Source organism: Hydrogenophaga taeniospiralis (assembly GCF_020510445.1).
Taxonomy (GTDB): domain Bacteria; phylum Pseudomonadota; class Gammaproteobacteria; order Burkholderiales; family Burkholderiaceae_C; genus Hydrogenophaga.
In genome coordinates this window covers 1,785,869-1,803,340 of the sequence record NZ_JAHBAG010000001.1, presented here as the reverse complement: position 1 = coordinate 1,803,340, position 17,472 = coordinate 1,785,869, and the positions used below count along the sequence as shown (strand labels likewise).

Annotated in this window: 17 protein-coding genes; 7 read left to right on the top strand and 10 right to left on the bottom strand. The window is 68.0% G+C overall.

The window, feature by feature from the left end; translation table 11 throughout:
- Positions 1-2 precede the first annotated feature (2 nt).
- Positions 3-1,304: a glutamate-1-semialdehyde 2,1-aminomutase gene (gene hemL, locus KIH07_RS08675; protein WP_226491589.1), complete on the top strand. Its 1,302-nt coding sequence runs from the start codon at positions 3-5 to the stop codon at positions 1,302-1,304.
- A gap of 598 nt (positions 1,305-1,902) precedes the next feature.
- On the opposite strand, the gene purH is transcribed toward hemL, so the two are convergent.
- The 3 genes from purH to dusB all read right to left on the bottom strand — a co-directional run bounded on the left by purH (position 1,903) and on the right by dusB (position 4,945).
- Complete coding sequence (purH, locus tag KIH07_RS08670) at positions 1,903-3,501, bottom strand: bifunctional phosphoribosylaminoimidazolecarboxamide formyltransferase/IMP cyclohydrolase (RefSeq protein WP_226491588.1); 1,599 nt, start codon at positions 3,499-3,501, stop codon at positions 1,903-1,905.
- A 170-nt stretch (positions 3,502-3,671) separates the two neighbouring features.
- Positions 3,672-3,908: a helix-turn-helix domain-containing protein gene (locus KIH07_RS08665; protein WP_226491587.1), complete on the bottom strand. Its 237-nt coding sequence runs from the start codon at positions 3,906-3,908 to the stop codon at positions 3,672-3,674.
- On the bottom strand, positions 3,905-4,945 hold the full coding sequence (dusB, locus tag KIH07_RS08660; protein ID WP_226491586.1) for a tRNA dihydrouridine synthase DusB: 1,041 nt from the start codon (positions 4,943-4,945) through the stop codon (positions 3,905-3,907). The genes KIH07_RS08665 and dusB overlap by 4 nt, the downstream gene beginning before the upstream one ends.
- 148 nt (positions 4,946-5,093) lie before the next feature.
- Here dusB and KIH07_RS08655 point away from each other — a divergent pair, with 148 nt between their 5' ends.
- Together KIH07_RS08655 and KIH07_RS08650 are read left to right on the top strand one after the other, a co-directional pair.
- Positions 5,094-5,573 (top strand): YqaA family protein, encoded by a 480-nt coding sequence (locus KIH07_RS08655; RefSeq protein WP_226491585.1) that lies wholly within the window; start codon positions 5,094-5,096, stop codon positions 5,571-5,573.
- 59 nt (positions 5,574-5,632) lie between these two features.
- Complete coding sequence (locus KIH07_RS08650) at positions 5,633-6,805, top strand: MFS transporter (RefSeq protein WP_226491584.1); 1,173 nt, start codon at positions 5,633-5,635, stop codon at positions 6,803-6,805.
- On the opposite strand, the gene KIH07_RS08645 is transcribed toward KIH07_RS08650, so the two are convergent.
- The 3 genes from KIH07_RS08645 to KIH07_RS08635 all read right to left on the bottom strand — a co-directional run bounded on the left by KIH07_RS08645 (position 6,790) and on the right by KIH07_RS08635 (position 9,695).
- Positions 6,790-7,563 (bottom strand): RNA pseudouridine synthase, encoded by a 774-nt coding sequence (locus KIH07_RS08645; RefSeq protein WP_226491583.1) that lies wholly within the window; start codon positions 7,561-7,563, stop codon positions 6,790-6,792. The genes KIH07_RS08650 and KIH07_RS08645 overlap by 16 nt on opposite strands.
- An 8-nt stretch (positions 7,564-7,571) precedes the next feature.
- Positions 7,572-8,663, bottom strand: coding sequence for a redox-regulated ATPase YchF (gene ychF, locus KIH07_RS08640; protein ID WP_226491582.1), 1,092 nt, complete (start codon positions 8,661-8,663; stop codon positions 7,572-7,574).
- A 138-nt stretch (positions 8,664-8,801) separates the two neighbouring features.
- Positions 8,802-9,695 (bottom strand): MOSC domain-containing protein, encoded by an 894-nt coding sequence (locus KIH07_RS08635; protein WP_226491581.1) that lies wholly within the window; start codon positions 9,693-9,695, stop codon positions 8,802-8,804.
- A gap of 84 nt (positions 9,696-9,779) precedes the next feature.
- On the opposite strand from KIH07_RS08635, the gene KIH07_RS08630 reads away from it, so the two are divergent.
- The 4 genes from KIH07_RS08630 to KIH07_RS08615 are packed head-to-tail and all read left to right on the top strand — an operon-like array spanning position 9,780 to position 14,144.
- The gene (locus KIH07_RS08630; RefSeq protein WP_226491580.1) at positions 9,780-10,964 is read left to right on the top strand and encodes an FAD-dependent monooxygenase; all 1,185 of its coding nucleotides are present in this window, start codon (positions 9,780-9,782) and stop codon (positions 10,962-10,964) included.
- A 50-nt stretch (positions 10,965-11,014) separates the two neighbouring features.
- Complete coding sequence (locus KIH07_RS08625) at positions 11,015-11,728, top strand: DsbC family protein (protein WP_226491579.1); 714 nt, start codon at positions 11,015-11,017, stop codon at positions 11,726-11,728.
- A 17-nt stretch (positions 11,729-11,745) separates the two neighbouring features.
- Positions 11,746-12,234: a DUF3429 domain-containing protein gene (locus tag KIH07_RS08620; RefSeq protein WP_226491578.1), complete on the top strand. Its 489-nt coding sequence runs from the start codon at positions 11,746-11,748 to the stop codon at positions 12,232-12,234.
- Positions 12,231-14,144, top strand: coding sequence for a M61 family metallopeptidase (locus tag KIH07_RS08615; protein ID WP_413465723.1), 1,914 nt, complete (start codon positions 12,231-12,233; stop codon positions 14,142-14,144). Before KIH07_RS08620 ends, KIH07_RS08615 begins: the two co-directional genes overlap by 4 nt.
- A gap of 8 nt (positions 14,145-14,152) precedes the next feature.
- Here the strand turns inward: KIH07_RS08615 and KIH07_RS08610 are convergent, their stop codons facing one another.
- The 4 genes from KIH07_RS08610 to KIH07_RS08595 form a co-directional block, all read right to left on the bottom strand.
- Complete coding sequence (locus KIH07_RS08610) at positions 14,153-14,701, bottom strand: hypothetical protein (protein ID WP_226491577.1); 549 nt, start codon at positions 14,699-14,701, stop codon at positions 14,153-14,155.
- Positions 14,702-14,835: 134 nt separating this feature from the next.
- Positions 14,836-16,131 carry a phenylacetate--CoA ligase PaaK gene (paaK, locus tag KIH07_RS08605; RefSeq protein WP_226491576.1) on the bottom strand — a complete coding sequence of 432 codons (1,296 nt, stop codon included), beginning with the start codon at positions 16,129-16,131 and terminating at the stop codon, positions 14,836-14,838.
- Positions 16,128-16,568, bottom strand: a complete 441-nt coding sequence (paaI, locus tag KIH07_RS08600; RefSeq protein WP_226491575.1) for a hydroxyphenylacetyl-CoA thioesterase PaaI — start codon at positions 16,566-16,568, stop codon at positions 16,128-16,130. Before paaI ends, paaK begins: the two co-directional genes overlap by 4 nt.
- A gap of 6 nt (positions 16,569-16,574) precedes the next feature.
- The gene (locus KIH07_RS08595) at positions 16,575-17,381 is read right to left on the bottom strand and encodes an enoyl-CoA hydratase-related protein (RefSeq protein WP_226491574.1); all 807 of its coding nucleotides are present in this window, start codon (positions 17,379-17,381) and stop codon (positions 16,575-16,577) included.
- Between the last annotated feature and the right edge of the window lie 91 nt (positions 17,382-17,472).

The window sequence follows — 17,472 nt, the reverse complement described above, 5'->3', positions numbered from 1 at the left end:
CCATGACCGACCGCAACCAAGAACTGTTTGACCGCGCCAAAGCGCTGATCCCCGGCGGCGTGAACTCGCCCGTGCGCGCCTTCCGCGCCGTGGGCGGCACGCCCCGCTTCGTGCAGCGCGCCCAGGGCGCGTATTTCTGGGACGCCAACGGCCAGAAGTACATCGACTACATCGGCTCCTGGGGCCCGATGATCCTGGGCCATGGCCACCCGGCCGTGCTGGAAGCGGTGCAGAAGGCCGTGCTGGAAGGTTTCTCCTACGGCGCGCCGACCGAGCGCGAGGTGGAGCTGGCCGAAGAGATCATCAAACTCGTGCCCAGCATCGACATGGTGCGACTGGTGAGTTCGGGCACCGAAGCCGGCATGAGCACGATCCGCCTGGCGCGCGGTGCCACCGGCCGCAAGAAGATCATCAAGTTCGAAGGCTGCTACCACGGCCATGCCGACGCGCTGCTGGTGAAAGCCGGTTCGGGCCTCGCCACGTTTGGCAACCCGACCAGCGCCGGCGTGCCGCCCGAGGTGGTGCAGCACACCATCGTTCTCGAATACAACAACGTCGAACAACTCGAAGCCGCGTTCACCGAACACGGCCCTGATGTGGCCTGCCTGATCATCGAACCGATCGCCGGCAACATGAATTTCGTGCGCGCGAGCGTGCCCTTCATGAAGCGTTGCCGCGAACTCTGCACGCAGCACGGCGCGCTGCTGGCGTTCGACGAGGTGATGACGGGCTTTCGCGTCGCGCTCGGTGGCGCACAGAGCGTGTACGCCCAACTGATCCCCGGCTTCGAGCCCGACATGACGGTGATGGGCAAGGTGATCGGTGGCGGCATGCCGCTGGCCGCCTTTGGCGCCAAGCGCGCGGTGATGGAACAGCTCGCTCCGCTGGGCGGTGTCTACCAGGCCGGCACGCTGAGCGGCAACCCGGTGGCCACGGCCTGCGGTCTGGCCACGCTGAAGGAAATCCAGAAACCGGGCTTCTATGAGGCGCTCTCAGCGACCACGCAGTCGCTGGTGAGTGGCCTGACCTCCGCCGCTGCGGCCGAAGGCGTGACCCTGTGCGGCGACAGTCAGGGCGGCATGTTCGGCTTCTTCCTGTTCGATCAACTGCCGCAGAACTACGCCAAGGTCATGACCACCGACGGCCCGCGTTTCAACACCCTGTTCCACGGCCTGCTGGACCGCGGCGTGTACATCGCCCCGGCGCTGTACGAAGCCGGGTTCGTGAGCGCGGCGCACACCGCGCAGGACATTGCGGACACCGTGGCGGCGGCGCGGGACGTGTTCAAGCTGCTGGGGAAATAAGCGCTTTTGCGCTGCCTCCAAACGGCCGGCTTTGTCCGGCCGTTTTCTTTGGAATCGTTGCGTTTCTCGCCAATACCTAGCGCCAGGTGGATGGTGGAGCTGCCGTTCTCCGGCTCACCTCGCGGGCGGCGGCTTCTGGTGCGCCAACATGGGTTCGTCAACGGCGCCGCCGGCACGCCGGCTCAGTGGCAACCGCGAATGGAGCCTGCGCCCGTCAGCCCGCACCACCCACCTTCAAATGCGCGTGGGCACTCCCGCAAACACCCGTCCCGGCACCCCAAGGTATTTTCTGTTGACGCACCCACCCGTCAGCGGGGCAGGGGGTTGGGGCAGTCCGGTCGCAGGCTCCATTCGCGGTTGCCCCAGACATCGAGCGCCCCTCCGGCGTTCACGAAGAAACAGAAGCAGACCGGAACAGTCGCCCGCGAGGTGAGCCGGAGAGCGGATGCCCCGACCCCCTGCCCTCCCACCGTGCAGGCGAGAAGCCCCACACTTGAGAAACCGCCGCAGAAAAAGAAAAGGACTCCGAAGAGCCCTCACCCCAACCCTCTCCCAGGGGGAGAGGGAGCAAGGCACTTCTCACGAAGCGCCCGATGGTTCAATGACGGAAGTGGCGCACGCCCGAATAGACCATCACCACACCACGCTCGTTGGCCGCGTCGATCACTTCCTGATCGCGCATCGAGCCGCCGGGCTGGATGACGCAGGTCGCGCCCGCGTCCACCACCACGTCCAGACCGTCGCGGAACGGGAAGAAGGCGTCGCTCGCCACGGCCGTGCCCTGCAGGCTCAGCTGGGCGTGTTCGGCCTTGATGCTGGCGATGCGGGCCGAATCCAGGCGGCTCATCTGGCCGGCGCCCACGCCCATGGTCATGCCGTTCTTGCAGAACACGATGGCATTGGACTTCACGAATTTCGCCACCTTCCACGCGAACATCAGGTCCTGCAGTTCTTCGGGCGTCGGTTGTTTGACGGTCACCACCTTCAGATCGGCCAGTGCCAGTTCGTGGTTGTCGGCGGTCTGCAGCAGCAGGCCCGACCCCACACGCTTGGACTCGATGGCGTTGCGGCCCTGCTCCCAGTCGGTCTTGCCGCCGGCGGGCAAGGCGATCTTCATCAGACGCACATTGACCTTGGCCTTGAAGATCTCCAGTGCGTCGGCACTGAAGTCGGGCGCCATCAGCACCTCCACGAACTGCTTGCTCACGGCCTCGGCCGCGGCTTTGTCCACCGGGCGGTTGAAGGCGATGATGCCGCCGAAGGCGCTGGTGGGGTCGGTCTGGAAGGCCTTGGAATAGGCTTCAAAAGCGTTGGCTCCCACGGCCACGCCGCAGGGGTTCGCGTGCTTGACGATCACGCAGGCCGGGGTGTCAAAGCTCTTGACGCATTCCCAGGCCGCATCGGCGTCGGCGATGTTGTTGTAGCTCAGTTCCTTGCCCTGCAGTTGCACGCCCGTCACCAGCGAGCCGGGCGCGGGGTAGAGGTCGCGGTACAGCGCGGCCTGCTGGTGGCTGTTTTCACCGTAGCGCAGGTCCTGCACCTTGATGAAATGGCCGTTGGACTGGCCGGCGAACAGGGCACGCTCGGGCACGTAGGACTCGCCCAGCTTGTCTTCTTCGAACTTCACGCTGGAGAGGTAGTCGCTGATCGCGCCGTCGTATTGGGCGATCCGGTTGAACGCGGCCACGGACAGTTCAAAACGCAGCTTGTCGCTGAGTTTTCCGCTGGCCTTGAGTTCGGCCACCACGGCGGCGTATTGGCTGGCGTCGGTCACCACGCCCACGTCCTTCCAGTTCTTGGCCGCGCTGCGCACCATGGCCGGGCCGCCGATGTCGATGTTCTCGATCGCGTCTTCCAGCGTGCAGCCTGGCTTGGCCACGGTGGCCTCGAACGGGTAGAGGTTGACGATCAGCAGGTCGATGGTGTCGATGCCGTGCGTCTTCAAGGCCGCCATGTGCTCGGGCACATCGCGGCGCGCCAGCAGGCCGCCGTGCACCTTGGGGTGCAGGGTCTTGACGCGGCCGTCCAGCATCTCGGGAAAGGCCGTGACTTCGGCCACTTCGGTGACCGGCAGGCCCTTGTCGGCCAGCAGCTTGGCGGTACCGCCGGTGGAGATGAGGGACACGCCCAGGCCGTGCAGGGTCTGGGCCAGTTCGACGATGCCGGTCTTGTCGGAGACGGAGATGAGTGCGCGCATAGGGAGCTTTGGGTGGGGGAAGTTTCAAATCGGTTTTACATCACACCGGAGCGTGCCCCGCACCGCTTGCAACAGCCCCAACCGGGGAACACCGCGGAACCGGCTTCGCCGGGCCGCTGGTGTTGCCCCCTTGAGGGGGTAGCGCAAAGCGCTGCGGGGGTGTTTCGCAATCAATCAATCAGCTTGTGCTCCAGCAGCTTCTTGCGCAGGGTGTTGCGGTTCAGGCCCAGCCATTGCGCGGCGCGCGACTGGTTGTTCTGCGACTGCTGCATCACGACTTCGAGCAAGGGCTTTTCGACCGCCTTGACCAGCATGTCGTGCAGGCCGGCCGGGTCAGTGCCGTTGAGATCGCGGAAATAGTCTTCCAGGCTGGCACGAACACAGTCGTGCAGGTTGTGGTTGCTCATGCGGCCAGTTTCCAGTTTTCTTCTTGGGGGGTTGTCTCGTCGGTTCCGGCGGCGGCCCAGGCATCGAAGCTGTCGCGCACGCAGGCCAGTTGTGCCTGCGCGCTCGCCAGGGTGTTGATGTGCCCGCGGAACAGCGCGGCCGCGCCGCTGGGCAAGGGCAGCGCCTGCGCGTACCAGCCCAGGTGCTTGCGCGCGCTGCGCACGCCGGTGAATTCGCCGTACAGGCTGTAGTGGTCTTCCAGGTGATCGAGCAGCCAGGCCTTGACCTCCAGCAGGTCGGGCGGCGGCAGTTCTTCACCGGTGGCCAGATAGTGCGCGATCTCGCGGAAGATCCAGGGCCGGCCCTGCGCGGCACGGCCGATCATGATCGCGTCGGCGCCGGTGCGCTGCAGCACCTCGCGCGCCTTCTGCGGGTTGGTGATGTCGCCGTTGGCCACCACCGGGATGCGCACCCGGCTCTTGATGTGGGCCACGGTGTCGTGTTCGGCTTCGCCCTTGTAGCCCTGTTCGCGGGTGCGGCCATGCACGGTGAGCATCTGCACCCCGGCGGCTTCAGCGGCCAGCGCGATGGTCGGCGCGTTCCGGCCGTTGACACACCAGCCGGTGCGCATCTTGAGGGTGACCGGCACACCGTGCGGCGCGGCGGCGGCCACCACGGCTTGCACGATCTCCAGCGCCAGGGTCTCGTCCTGCATCAACGCAGAACCGGCCCATTTGTTGCAGACCTTCTTGGCCGGGCAGCCCATGTTGATGTCGATGATCTGCGCGCCGCGGTCGATGTTGTAGCGCGCGGCGTCGGCCATCATGGCCGCGTCGGTGCCGGCGATCTGCACCGCGATGGGCCCGGGCTCGCCGCTGTGGTCGGCGCGGCGCGAGGTCTTCAGACTGTCCTGCAGGTCCGGGCGCGAAGTCACCATTTCGCTCACCGCGTAGCCCGCCCCGAGCCGTTTGCAGAGCTTGCGAAACGGCCGGTCCGTCACCCCCGCCATGGGCGCGACGAACAGGGCATTGGGCAGGGTGTACGGACCCAGTTGCATGGCGGTGGGAGAATCGGGTGGAACTGCGGTGGAAGCCCGCGCGCCGGACTTTTCCGGGCAGGAAGGAAGGGCATTGTATCTGCCTGTTTTTTCAGCAGGCGATATCCTCTCGCCCCACCGCGGCGCCGGCCGCTTTCACACCCGCTTCATGCCCGACTGGCTCCTGTCCCTGCTGCACCTGCTGGCCCTGCCCGAAGTCGGTCTGGGCACGATTTTCGTGGTGGCGTTCGTCTCGGCCACGCTGCTGCCGCTGGGGTCCGAACCCGCGGTGTTCGCCCTCATCAAACTCAACCCGGAGTTGTTCTGGCCCGCCATTGTGGTGGCCACAGCGGGCAATACCCTGGGTGGCGCGGTGAGCTGGTGGATGGGTTACGGCGCGCACAAGGCGGTGGACAGAGCACGCCACGGCACGCCCACCCACCTGCGCGCCGTGGACTGGCTGGAACGCTTCGGCCCCAAGGCCTGCCTGCTGTCGTGGCTGCCCGGCGTCGGCGACCCGCTGTGCGCCGTTGCGGGCTGGCTCAAGCTGCCGTTCTGGCCGTGCCTGGCCTGGATGGCGGTGGGCAAGTTCGCGCGCTACCTGACCATGACCGTCGCCCTGGTCTGGGTGTTCCCCGGGGGACTCTGAGCCGTGCGCTCCCGGCGCGATCGCGTCGATACTGCGCCTGTCCCTGCCGCACCACACCCATGACCCGTCCGCCCACCGAAGCCCCCCTGCCCCGCGCCCTGTGGGCCCTGATGCTGGGCAACTTCGTGATCGGCACCGGCGTCATGGTGGTGCCGGGCACGCTCAACGACATCAGCGCCTCGTTGAATGTGTCGATTCCGCAGGCCGGTCAACTCATCACCGCAGCCGCCATCCTCATGGGTCTGGGCGCACCCGCCTTCGCCACCCTCGTGGCGGGCTGGGACCGCCGGCGCCTGCTCACGCTCTCGCTGCTCTGGTACGCCCTGCTGACCGGCATCTGCGCGCTGGCCCCGAACTACGCCACGCTGTTGCCGCTGCGGGTGCTCGCGGTGATCGCGCCCGCCGTCTTCACCCCACAGGCCGCCGCCAGCGTGGGTCTGCTGGTGCCGCCCCACCAGCGCGGGCGCGCCATCACCTTTGTCTTCCTCGGCTGGTCGGTGGCGTCCGTCATGGGCATGCCGCTGTCGGCCTGGATCGGCGGCACGCTGGGCTGGCGCTGGGCCTTTGGTCTGGTGGCCCTGATGTCGCTGGTCAGCGCCACATGGGTGTGGCGCGAAATGCCCGACGGCATCCGCCCGGCGGCGCTGTCGCGCCAGGCCTGGGGGCAGGCCCTGGGCTCGGCGTCGCTCATGCTCGCCGTGGGTGTCACGCTGCTCTCGGCCTTTGGCCAGTTCGCGTTGTTTTCCTACTTCGCACCGTATTTCCTCCAGACCCTCGGCCTGGGCGGCGCAGCGCTCTCGCTGATGTTCCTGTGGTTCGGCGCCTTTGGCCTGGCCGGCAACGTGGGTCTTTCGCGCTGGATCGACCGCATCGGCGCAGCGCGCGCCGTGTTGCTCACGCTCGGTGCCATGGTGCTGAGCCTGCTGTTCTGGCCGCTGGGTCGAGCGGGCGTCTGGCAACAGGCGCTGGTGCTGGTGCCCTGGGCGCTGGGCTGTTTCGCCTGCAACTCGGCGCAGCAGGCCCGACTGGTCCACCTCTCGCCGGCACTGGCCCCGGCCACGGTCGCGCTCAACACCTCCGCCATGTACGGTGGACAGGCGCTGGGCGCCGCGCTGGGCGGCCTCCTGATCGCGCAAGGGCACATGCTGCGCCTGCACCAGGTGGGGCTGGTGGTGCTGATCCTCGCGATGGCCCTGAGCGTCTGGGCCAGCCGATTTCAAAAACGTTCGTAACCCAGCAGGTAGCGCCACTCGCCCACAGGCAACCCCGCGAGCGCGACCCGGCCCATGCGCAGGCGCCGAACCGCCACCAGTTGCAGGCCCGCCCGTTCACACAGGTGCTCCACCTGGCCCGGCCGCGTGCCCTTGATGGCCAGGCGCAGGCGGTGTTCGCTCTGCCAGCTCGCGCGCGCCGAAGGCAGGCTCCAGCCGTCGAAAAACAGGGCCTTGCCGATCGACTTCAACACCGCCTCGCGCCGGGCTTCGTCGTCGAGTTCGGGATCGGCCGCGACCTCGACCAGCCACTCGTGTTCGAGTTGCGCCGATTCGTCCGAGATCTTGCGCGCCACGCCAGGGTTCTGGGTGAACACCATCAGGCCGCTCATGGGGGTGGACAAGGGCGCCACCGGTAGCAGCTTGTGGCGGTGGGCCTTGAGCGGGCGCACGCCCGACCGGTCGCCCTTGAACCGGTTCTGGCTGGTGAACAGCTCGGCCGCCAGCGCATCGGGCAGCGGCGAGCCATCCGGCAGCGCCCGGCCCGCGGGCTTGTGCCAGATCAGCGTCACGGAGTCGAGCGATTCCAGCTTGGCCTTGGGGTCCAGCGCCACGGTCTGGCCGTCGTGCACCCGCGCCATGGGCTCTTCGACCACCACGCCGTCCACGCGCACCCAGCCCCCGGCGATGTAGCGCTCGGCGTCGCTGCGCGAACAGGGCAGTTGGGCGGCCAGGCGTTTGGCCAGGCGTTGGGGTTCGGACCGGCCGGTGTCGGACATGGGCGCGTTCAGGACGAGAACAGGAAGTTCATCACGTCGCCATCCTTGACAACGTAGTCCTTGCCTTCGGCGCGCATCTTGCCGGCATCCTTCGCGCCCTGCTCGCCCTTGTAGGCGATGAAGTCGTCGAAGGCGATGGTCTGGGCGCGGATGTAGCCCTTCTCGAAATCGGTGTGGATCACGCCGGCCGCCTGCGGGCCGGTGTCGCCGACGTGGATGGTCCAGGCGCGCACTTCCTTCACACCGGCGGTGAAGTAGGTCTGCAGACCCAGCAGCTTGTAGGCCGCGCGGATCAGGCGGTTCAGGCCAGGTTCGTCCTGACCCAGCTCCTTGAGGAATTCCAGCCGGTCGGCGTCGTCCATCTCGGAGAGTTCGGCCTCAATCTTGGCGCAGATGGCCACCACGGGCGCGTTCTGTTTCTCGGCGAAGGCGCGCAGGCGGTCCAGGAACGGGTTGTTCTCGAAACCGTCTTCCGACACGTTGGCCACGAACATGGCGGGTTTGGCCGTGATCAGGAAGAACTGCTTGAGCTGCGCCTGCTCTTCCTTGCTGAAGTCGATGGTGCGCACCGGCTGGGTGTCGTTCAGCGCGGTCTGGCATTTTTCCAGAATGGCGAGCTGCTTGATCGACTCCTTGTCGCCCGACCGCGCGGTCTTGCTCACGCGGTGGATGGCTTTTTCCACCGAGGCCAGATCGGCCAGACAGAGTTCGGTCTGGATCACCTCGATGTCGGCGATCGGGTCCACCTTGTTGGCGACGTGGATCACGTTGTCGTCTTCGAAGCAGCGCACCACGTTGACGATGGCGTCGGTTTCGCGGATGTGCGCGAGAAACTTGTTGCCCAGGCCTTCACCCGTGCTGGCCCCGGCCACCAGGCCGGCGATGTCCACGAACTCGACGATGGCCGGCACCACGCGCTCGGGCTTGACGATCTCCGACAGCTGCGCCAGCCGCGGATCGGGCACCTCCACCACGCCGGTGTTGGGCTCGATGGTGCAGAAGGGGTAGTTCTCGGCGGCGATGCCGGCTTTGGTCAGCGCGTTGAAAAGGGTGGACTTGCCGACGTTGGGCAGGCCCACGATGCCGCATTGGAGGCTCATGGCGGGGCTTTCAGATTCTGGGGGAAACCCAGGATTTTAAAGGGCGGGCCGTCGCGCGCCTCGCCGGCCAGAAGCGGCCCGGTGGTGGAGCCCCGTTGCGCACCCGACCGGAGCGCGGCGCGCTGGCCGGCAAAAACCTCAGTCGAAGCGCCAGTCGGCCCGCACCGCCTGCCCCACGCGCAGCCATTGGCCGTGGCCTTCGAGCGGAATGGCGTTCATGCCGAAGGTGATGGCGCCGTCCATGCGCGGGTCCTGGCGGTAGGTCTGCAGCGCGTCGCCCACCGCCGGGCTGGAGACGGCGGTGGCGGGATCGATGTTGGGGATCGGACAACGCGCGCAGGGCTTCACGGTTTCGATCACCGCCACACCCTCGGCGGTGGTGATGTGCATCGGGCCGACCCGGTCTTCGTCGTGCGCCTCCAGGCCACCGAGCACGATGTTGGGCCGGAAGCGCCGCCCGTCCACCGTCGCGTGGCCGGCCTGCGCCAGCCGGGCATTGAGCTCGACCAGCGAGGCGCTGCTGGTCACCAGCAGACCAAAACCATCGGCGAACTGCGTGACGGCCTCGCGCCCGCCGGTCCATTTCAGGCTGCACAGGCGGCGCACCTCGGGGTCGAAACGCGCCAGGCGCAGGCGTTTCAGACCGGCCGGCGCGTCCGGCCCCAGGAAGTCGCTGAACCACTGCGCTGCCACCTCGCCCATGTCGTAGGCGTCCACCGTGTCGCCCCACACCCGCACGCGCAACGGCGACTCGGCCGCGTCCAGCGCCAGGTGCAACGCCAGCATGCCGGGCGCGCGCAGCACCAGTTGGCCCAGCTTGAAGGCCGGCTGGATCAGCGCCATGCGCGGCAGTTCGCGCTGGGTGACGAAATCGCCCTGGGCGTCCACCACCATCCAGGAGCGGTCGTAGGCCAGCCCGGTCTCGGTGAGTTCGGCCTCGGTGAGCGAAATCCCGGCACAGGACTTGATCGGGTAGATCCAGAGCTGTTCGATGGTGGCCTGGACATCGGCCGGTGGAGAGGTGTCGATCATGGCGGGACCCAGGGTTGTCGGGGCGGCAAGGGCATTGCGCCGCCATCGCGGGGCCAGATTGTGCCCTGCTCCTAAAATCCAGCCATGTCGCAAGCTTCCCCCCGTTCCACGCACCGGCGTTTTGACGTGACCATCCGAGGCGGTGGCGTGGTCGGACACACCCTGGCCCTGTTGCTGGCGCGCGACCGCCTGCGGGTGGCGCTGGTCGGTGCCCCGTCGCGCCCGGCCACCGGCGGCGGCGACGTGCGGGCCTATGCGCTCAACGCCGCCGCGCGCGATCTGCTGCGCTCGGTGCGCGCATGGCCCGAGGATGCGCTCGCGCCCGCTGGCGCCAGCGTGGCCGACGCCCCGCCCGCGATCACGCCGGTGACCGGCATGGAGGTGTTTGGCGACGGCCACGGCGAACTGCGCTTTGGCGCCGCCGACCAGGGCACGGACGCCCTGACCTGGATCGTGGACGTGCCGGCGCTGGAGCAGCGGCTGGCCCACGCGGTGCATTTCCAGGGTGGCATCGAATGCCTGAGCGAGGCCCCGCCCGCCGCGCTCACGGTGATCTGCGAAGGCAAACGCAGCGCGACCCGCGCCGAGCTCGGCATGGAATTCGAGGTGCGACCCTACCCCCACAAGGCCCTGGCCACCCGGCTGCGCTGCGCCCGACCGCACGGCGGCGTGGCCCGCCAGTGGTTCCGCAACGGCGAAATCATGGCTTTGTTGCCGCTGGGTGGCGCGCAGGGGAACTCCGTGGCGCTGGTCTGGTCATTGGAAACACAGCAGGCCGATGCCTGGCTGGCGGCTGCCCCGGACGCCCTGGCGCAGGCGGTGCAGGAACGTTGTGGGCAGGCCCTGGGCGAGATGCAGCTGGAAAGCCCGGCCCAGGCCTGGCCATTGGAGTTGGCCCGCGCCACCCGCTGGATCGCCCGCACCGCCCAAGGCGGTGTGGCGTTGGCCGGTGACGCGGCCCACGCCATGCACCCGCTGGCCGGACAAGGACTCAACGTCGGCCTGGCCGACGCCGCCGAGTTGGCCCGCGTGCTGCACGAGCGCGAGTACTGGCGCGAGCTGGGCGACCTGAAGCTGCTGCGGCGCTACGAGCGCGCGCGGCAGGCCGATGTGAACGCCATGGCCTGGGTGACCGACGGTCTGTTTGGCCTGTTCGCCCAGACCGACAGCCGCATCCAGTCCCTGCGCAACTGGGGCATGCAGGGCGTGGACCGCCTGGGCCCGCTGAAGCACTGGCTGGCCCGCCAGGCCATGGGGCAGGCGGGCTGAAAGCCTGCCCCACCACTTTTTTTGACCCTTCAACGCCCACGGGCCACACCATGAAACCCCTCAAAACCCTCCTGCTCGCGCTCATCACCACCCTCTCGCTGGGCGCGCTGGCGCAGGAAGCCACCATCCGCAAGAACCTGGCCGAGCGCCTGCCCAACCTGCCGAAGATCGACGAGGTCCGCAAGACGCCGATGGAGGGCCTGTACGAAGTGCGCATCAACCACAGCGAACTGTTCTACACCGACGCCGAAGGCAACTTCGTGCTCCAGGGCACCATGATCGACACCAAGGCCCGCGTGGACCTGACCGAGCAACGCGTGGAAAAACTCACCGCGATCGCCTTCAAGGACCTGCCGCTGAAAGACGCCTTCACCATCGTGCGCGGCAACGGCAAGCGCCAGATGGCCGTGTTCGAAGACCCCAACTGCGGCTACTGCAAACGCTTCGAGCGCGACCTGATCAAGATCGACAACGTGACCGTGCACGTGCTGCTGTACCCCATCCTGAGCGCGGACTCGGGCGAGAAGTCGCGCAACATCTGGTGCGCCAAGGACAAGGGCAAGACCTTCATCGACTGGATGGTGAACGACGTGACCCCGCCCACGGCCAAGTGCGACGCCTCCGCCGTGGCGCGCAACTTCGAGTTCGGCAAAAAGGCCCGCGTCACCGGCACGCCCACCATCATCTTTGCCGACGGCTCGCGGGTGCCCGGCGCCATCGGAGCCGACCGCATCGAGAAGCTCCTGGCCGAAGCCAAACCCTGATCCCACGCCGCCGCCCCATGACCGACCGCGCCGGACTGGACGACCCGCATGACACCGCGCTCGTCCGGACCCTGGGCCACGCGGGGCTGATCCCCTTTGTGCTGCTGGCGGCCCTGCTCTGGCTGGTGACGCCGGAACTGCAAACCTGGGTCGCCATCGCACTGGCCGCGTATGCGGGGCTGATCGTCTCGTTTCTGGGCGGGATTCACTGGGGCATGGGCTGGCTGGCCGGCCTCCGGGCAGGCCAGCCCGCGGCTGCCGAGCGCCCGTACCATGCCCAGCGCCACCATTTCCTATGGGGCATCGTGCCCTCGCTGCTGGCCTGGCCGGGCCTGCTGATGCCCCCGTTCGCCGGTCTGGCCTGGCTCGGTTTGCTGTTCGTGCTGTGTTATCTGGTGGACCGCCGGCTGTACGCCCGGGCCGGTCTGCAGCGCTGGCTCACCCTGAGGTTCCGGCTCTCGGCCGTGGCCTCCCTCGGCTGTTTCATTGGCGCAGGAGCCCTGTGAGCAAAAAAACCAACCCAACAAGCGCCTCTCGCTCTTCCCGCGCGAGCGCACCGGCCCAGCCCAGCCCCGGGGTGCACCACCGGGTGGAAGTGCACAGCACCCAGGCCCACCTGTTCGCAGTCACGCTCAATATCGACCGCCCCGCGCCCAAGCAGCGGCTGAGCCTGCCGGTGTGGATACCGGGCAGCTATCTGGTGCGCGAGTTCGCACAACACCTGCAGAGCCTGGAAGCGACCCAGGGCGGTGAGCCGGTGCCCATGCGCCAGCTCGACAAACACACCTGGCAGGTCGAGGCCCGCCCCGACGAGGCGCTGGTGCTGCGCTACCAGGTCTACGCTTTCGACCACTCGGTGCGCACCGCCTTTCTGGACAGTACCCGGGGCTTTTTCAACGCCACCAGCCTGTGCCTGCGGGTGCTCGGCCAGGAAGACCAGCCGCAGGCGCTGGAGCTGGTGTGCAGCCCGGCCACGCCCGGCTGGCAGGTGGCCACCGGGCTGCCCCCCCACAGCGTGGACGGCGACGGCTTTGGCCACTACCGCGCGCAAAACTACGACGAGCTGGCCGACTGCCCGGTGACGCTGGGTCATTTCTGGAGCGGCGAGTTCACCGCCCACGGCGTGCCCCACCGCTTCGTCGTCAGCGGCGCCGGCGCCTGGATGGACGGCGATCGCCTGCTGCGCGACACACGCCGGATCTGTGAGGAACAGATGGCGTTCTGGCACGGCGATGCCCCCACGCCACCGTTCCAGAGCTACGTGTTCATGCTGTACGCCAGCGACGACGGGTACGGCGGGCTGGAACACCGCAACTCCACCGCGCTGATCTGCCAGCGGGCCGATCTCCCCAAAGTCAGCGAACCGCCACGCGCCGCCTCGGGGCGACCCGGCGGCGAAACGCCTGCGCCCCCCACCGACAAACCCGCGCCGCTGAAAGCCACCGATGGCTACACCACGCTGCTGGGCCTGATCAGCCACGAGTATTTCCACACCTGGAACGTCAAGCGCCTGCGCCCGGCCGAGTTCAAGCGCTACGACTACACCGGCGAGAACTACACCGAGCTGTTGTGGTTTTTCGAAGGCTTCACCAGCTATTACGACGACCTGATCCTGCGCCGCGCGGGCCTGATCGACGACAACACCTACCTGCAGCTGCTGACCAAGACCATCAACCAGGTCCAGCAGACGCCCGGACGCCTGGTGCAAAGCGTGGCCCAGGCCAGCTTCGACGCCTGGGTGAAGTACTACCGGGTCAACGAAAACACCGCCAACGCCACGGTGAGCTACTACACCAAGGGCTCGCTCGTGGCGCTCTGCCTGGACCTGACCCTGCGCGCCGAGGGCCACACCACGCTGGACGCGGTGATGCGCGCGCTCTGGGCGCGTTGCAAAGGTGGCCCGCTGCGCGAAGCCGACGTGCTGCGGGTGCTGCAGCAACTGGGGCGGCGCAGCTTCAAAGAAGAGATCGCCCACTGGGTGCACGGCACGGATGACCTGCCCACGGTCGACCTGCTGCAGGCCCAGGGCGCCAAAGCGACGCAGGACAAAGCCCCGCTGGCGCAACAGCTGGGCCTGCGTGTGAGCGAGGCCGGCGGCCTCACCCTCAAGACCGTGCTGCGCGGTGGCGCCGCCGAAACCGCGGGCATGGCCGCCGGAGACGAATGGCTGGGCGTGGAATTCGCGGCACCCCGCCGCGGTGCCGCCGCCGAAGCCTGGCGCGTCCACAAGCTCGACGAGGTCAACCTGTTGCGGGGTCAGCGGACGCAGCTGGTGGCGCTGGTCTCGCGCGACAAACGCCTGCTGCGCTGCCCGCTGGAATGGCCCGCCCCGACCCAGGCCGTGCGGCTGGGCGTGGGCGACGCGGCGCGTCTGGCGCAATGGCTGGCGCCCGTGGCCGGCTTGCTCGGGCGCTGATCAAGCACTCAGTGCTTGGGCAACAGGGGCACGAGTTCCTGGTCGAAACGCTGCACCGCGGCCGCGTTGCGGTAGTTGCTCAGCGCGTCCCGGATGCGTGGCAGCAGGGCCTGCAGATCGGCCGGGCTCTTGCAACCCTCGACACGGATGGCGGTGAGCTCGCCCATGGGGCCGAGCTGGTCGTTGATGTAACGCACCACCATGCGCCGAGCCTCGGAATACGGCAGGGTCTGCGGGGCCGGGGCCGCGGGTGCCGACGCCACGGCGGGCGCCACCTCCTCGGCCGTGGCCGCTGCGGCCGGCTCCGTAACCGCCTCGGCCGAGGCCGAGGCGCGCTCCACCGGTTGACCGCTGGCATCCACCTCGAGCACCCAGCCACCCGCCTCCAGCTGCTCGAGCACGGCCAGCGCGCCGCCGAACTTGCCCAGTTCGGCCACGCTCTTCTTGCCATCGACCATGATCAGCACCGTGCGCAGCTTCGGCCCGAGTTCGGGCGAGCGCGCAGCCAGGGCCTCACGGCCCTTGTCTGTCTTGGCGAGCAGGGTGTTGTTGTCCATGGATTCCCATTGATTGCCTGCGCAATGTAGGCCCGCAGGCGCGCGCTGCCAACCGGGTTAGCCCCGAGCGGCCGGACTTTTGAAGGGAATTGTTGCGGACACGCCGCGCCGGGCACGGCGGGAGGTATTTCGTCCTACCGCCCGCGCAGGTCCAGCACCCGCTTGGCCTTGCCCTGGCTGCGCTCCACGCCACCCTCGGGCCGCAACTCGACCTCCACATGGCTGCCCACGAACACCTTCACCTCGTGCTGCAGCCGTTTGGCGGCCGCTCTCGCCTCGATGCTCGCCGGGTCCAGGCCGGGTTGCGTCTCCACCAGCACGGTCAGGCTGTCCATAGGGCCTTCGCGGGTCAGCACGCACTGGTAGTGCGCGCTGAGCTCGGGCCGTTTGAGGATCAGTTCCTCGATCTGGGTCGGGAACACGTTGACACCGCGCACGATCATCATGTCGTCGCTGCGGCCGGTGATCTTCTCCATGCGGCGCATGGTGCGTGCCGTGCCCGGCAGCAGGCGGGTGAGGTCGCGCGTGCGGTAGCGGATGATGGGCAGCGCTTCCTTGGTCAGGCTGGTGAAGACCAGCTCGCCCATCTCGCCGTCGGCCACGGGTTCGCCGGTCTCGGGGTGGATGATCTCGGGGTAGAAGTGGTCTTCCCAGATCGTCGGGCCGTCCTTGGTTTCCACGCATTCGTTGGCCACGCCCGGCCCCATCACTTCCGACAGGCCGTAGATGTCCACCGCGTCGATGCCCATGCGGGCCTCGATCGCCACCCGCATGTCGTTGGTCCAGGGTTCGGCGCCGAAGATGCCGATGCGCAGGCTGCTCTCGCGCGGGTTCAGTCCCTGGCGCTCGAACTCGTCGGCGATGGCCAGCATGTAGCTGGGCGTGACCATGATGATGTCGGGCCGGAAGTCCTGCATCAGCTGCACCTGGCGCTCGGTCTGGCCGCCGCCGAAGGGCACCACCGTCAGGCCCAGCTTCTCGGCGCCGTAGTGCGCGCCCAGGCCCCCGGTGAACAGGCCGTAGCCGTAGCTCACGTGCACCATGTCGCCCGGCCGCGCGCCGCTGGCGCGGATGCTGCGCGCCACCACACCAGACCAGGTGTCGATGTCTTTCAGTGTGTAGCCCACCACGGTCGGTTTGCCGGTGGTGCCGCTGGACGCATGGATGCGCGCGCACTGCTCGCGCGGCACGGCGAACATGCCGAAGGGGTAGCTGTCGCGCAGGTCCTTCTTGGTGGTGAACGGAAACTTCGCGAGGTCGGCCAGCGTGCGGCAATCGTCCGGGTGCACCCCGGCGGCGTCGAACTTGGCCTTGTAAACAGCCGAGTTTGCGTAGGCGTGGCGCAGCGTGGCCTGAAGGCGCTTGAGCTGCAGCGCGCGCAGTTCGTCAATGCTGGCCTTTTCGATGGGTTCGAGCGGGAAGTGGTTCATGCACCCTCCTCTTCCGGAAAGATGGCGCCGGGGATGACGGCGCTCTTGCCTCTGAACATCGCGATCACCTCACCCTTCTGGTTGCGGACCTTCATGTCGTAGATGCCGTGCCGGCCCTGCAGCGTCTGCTCCACGCCCTCGCAGGTCAGCACGTCGCCCTCGTGGCCTGGCCTGAGGAACTCGATGCTGCAGCCCGCCGCCACCGCGTTCCGGTTGTGGCTGTTGCAGGCGTAGGCGAAGGTGGTGTCGGCCAGGGTGAAAATGAAGCCGCCGTGGCAGATCCGGTGGCCATTGAGGTGCAGCGGCTTGACGGCCATGCGCAGCACGGCGCGGCCGGGCATCACGCTCAGGATCTCGATGCCCATGGTTTCGCGCGTCGCCACGTCGGCCGCGAACATGGTTTCACCGACCTTGGCGGCGCGTTCTTGCGGCGTCATGCGCATTCACTCCCCCTTGAATTGCGCCGGGCGCTTCTGGCGAAACGCCATCACGCCTTCGATGTAGTCGTGCGTGGCGCCCAGGGCCGACTGGGTGTCGCGCTCCACGTCGAGCTGCTGGTTCAGTGTGCGGGTGCCGGCGTCGCGCAACAGGGCGCGGGTGGCGACGAGGGCCTTGGTCGGCATCGTGGCCAGTTTTTCGGCCAGGGCCATGGCGGCGGCCAGCGGGTCGTCCTGCACGTCCCAGATCATTCCCCACTCTTTCGCCTGGGCGGCGGGCAGCTTGTCGCCCGTCATGGCCAGCGCCATGGCGCGCGCCAGGCCCAGCCGCTCCACCAGGAACCAGCTGCCGCCCGCGTCCGGGATCAGGCCGATCTTGCTGAACGCCTGGATGAAGCTCGCGCCCGGCGCGGCGATGGCGATGTCGCAGGTCATGGCCAGCGAGGCGCCGGCCCCTGCAGCCACGCCGTTCACCGCCGCGATCACCGGCATGCGCAGCGACTGGATGCGCCGCGCCGTGGGGTTGAAGGCCTGATCGATCACCGGGCCGGGGTCGGCGCGTTTCACGAGGTCCGGCCCCGGCTCGAAATCGAACTCGGCCAGGTCGGCCCCGGCACAGAAGCCGCGGCCGGCGCCGGTGAGCACCAGCGCGCGCACGAGCGGATGGGCCTCCGCCCGGTCCAGCGCGGCCCACAGATCGTGGTGCATCTGGCGCGTGAAGCTGTTGAGAGCGTCGGGGCGGTTCAGGGTGATCAGAGCGACGGCGCCACGCTCTTCATAGAGCACGGTGCTGCCCGCGGCGGGGATGTTCATGGGTGTCTGTCTCCTGGCGCCGTCGTTCCGCAGCGCTCGTGGTTGGCCTGGAACGGCAATCTACCATTAACCGACCCATCGGTCGGTTAAT

Bases quoted from the DNA above. Each gene is read 5' to 3' on its own strand.
- hemL (WP_226491589.1), top strand. From the start codon at position 3: ATGACCGACCGCAACCAAGAACTGTTTGACCGCGCCAAAGCGCTGATC.
- purH (WP_226491588.1), bottom strand. From the start codon at position 3,501: ATGCGCGCACTCATCTCCGTCTCCGACAAGACCGGCATCGTCGAACTG.
- KIH07_RS08665 (WP_226491587.1), bottom strand. From the start codon at position 3,908: ATGAGCAACCACAACCTGCACGACTGTGTTCGTGCCAGCCTGGAAGAC.
- dusB (WP_226491586.1), bottom strand. From the start codon at position 4,945: ATGCAACTGGGTCCGTACACCCTGCCCAATGCCCTGTTCGTCGCGCCC.
- KIH07_RS08655 (WP_226491585.1), top strand. From the start codon at position 5,094: ATGCCCGACTGGCTCCTGTCCCTGCTGCACCTGCTGGCCCTGCCCGAA.
- KIH07_RS08650 (WP_226491584.1), top strand. From the start codon at position 5,633: ATGACCCGTCCGCCCACCGAAGCCCCCCTGCCCCGCGCCCTGTGGGCC.
- KIH07_RS08645 (WP_226491583.1), bottom strand. From the start codon at position 7,563: ATGTCCGACACCGGCCGGTCCGAACCCCAACGCCTGGCCAAACGCCTG.
- ychF (WP_226491582.1), bottom strand. From the start codon at position 8,663: ATGAGCCTCCAATGCGGCATCGTGGGCCTGCCCAACGTCGGCAAGTCC.
- KIH07_RS08635 (WP_226491581.1), bottom strand. From the start codon at position 9,695: ATGATCGACACCTCTCCACCGGCCGATGTCCAGGCCACCATCGAACAG.
- KIH07_RS08630 (WP_226491580.1), top strand. From the start codon at position 9,780: ATGTCGCAAGCTTCCCCCCGTTCCACGCACCGGCGTTTTGACGTGACC.
- KIH07_RS08625 (WP_226491579.1), top strand. From the start codon at position 11,015: ATGAAACCCCTCAAAACCCTCCTGCTCGCGCTCATCACCACCCTCTCG.
- KIH07_RS08620 (WP_226491578.1), top strand. From the start codon at position 11,746: ATGACCGACCGCGCCGGACTGGACGACCCGCATGACACCGCGCTCGTC.
- KIH07_RS08610 (WP_226491577.1), bottom strand. From the start codon at position 14,701: ATGGACAACAACACCCTGCTCGCCAAGACAGACAAGGGCCGTGAGGCC.
- paaK (WP_226491576.1), bottom strand. From the start codon at position 16,131: ATGAACCACTTCCCGCTCGAACCCATCGAAAAGGCCAGCATTGACGAA.
- paaI (WP_226491575.1), bottom strand. From the start codon at position 16,568: ATGACGCCGCAAGAACGCGCCGCCAAGGTCGGTGAAACCATGTTCGCG.
- KIH07_RS08595 (WP_226491574.1), bottom strand. From the start codon at position 17,381: ATGAACATCCCCGCCGCGGGCAGCACCGTGCTCTATGAAGAGCGTGGC.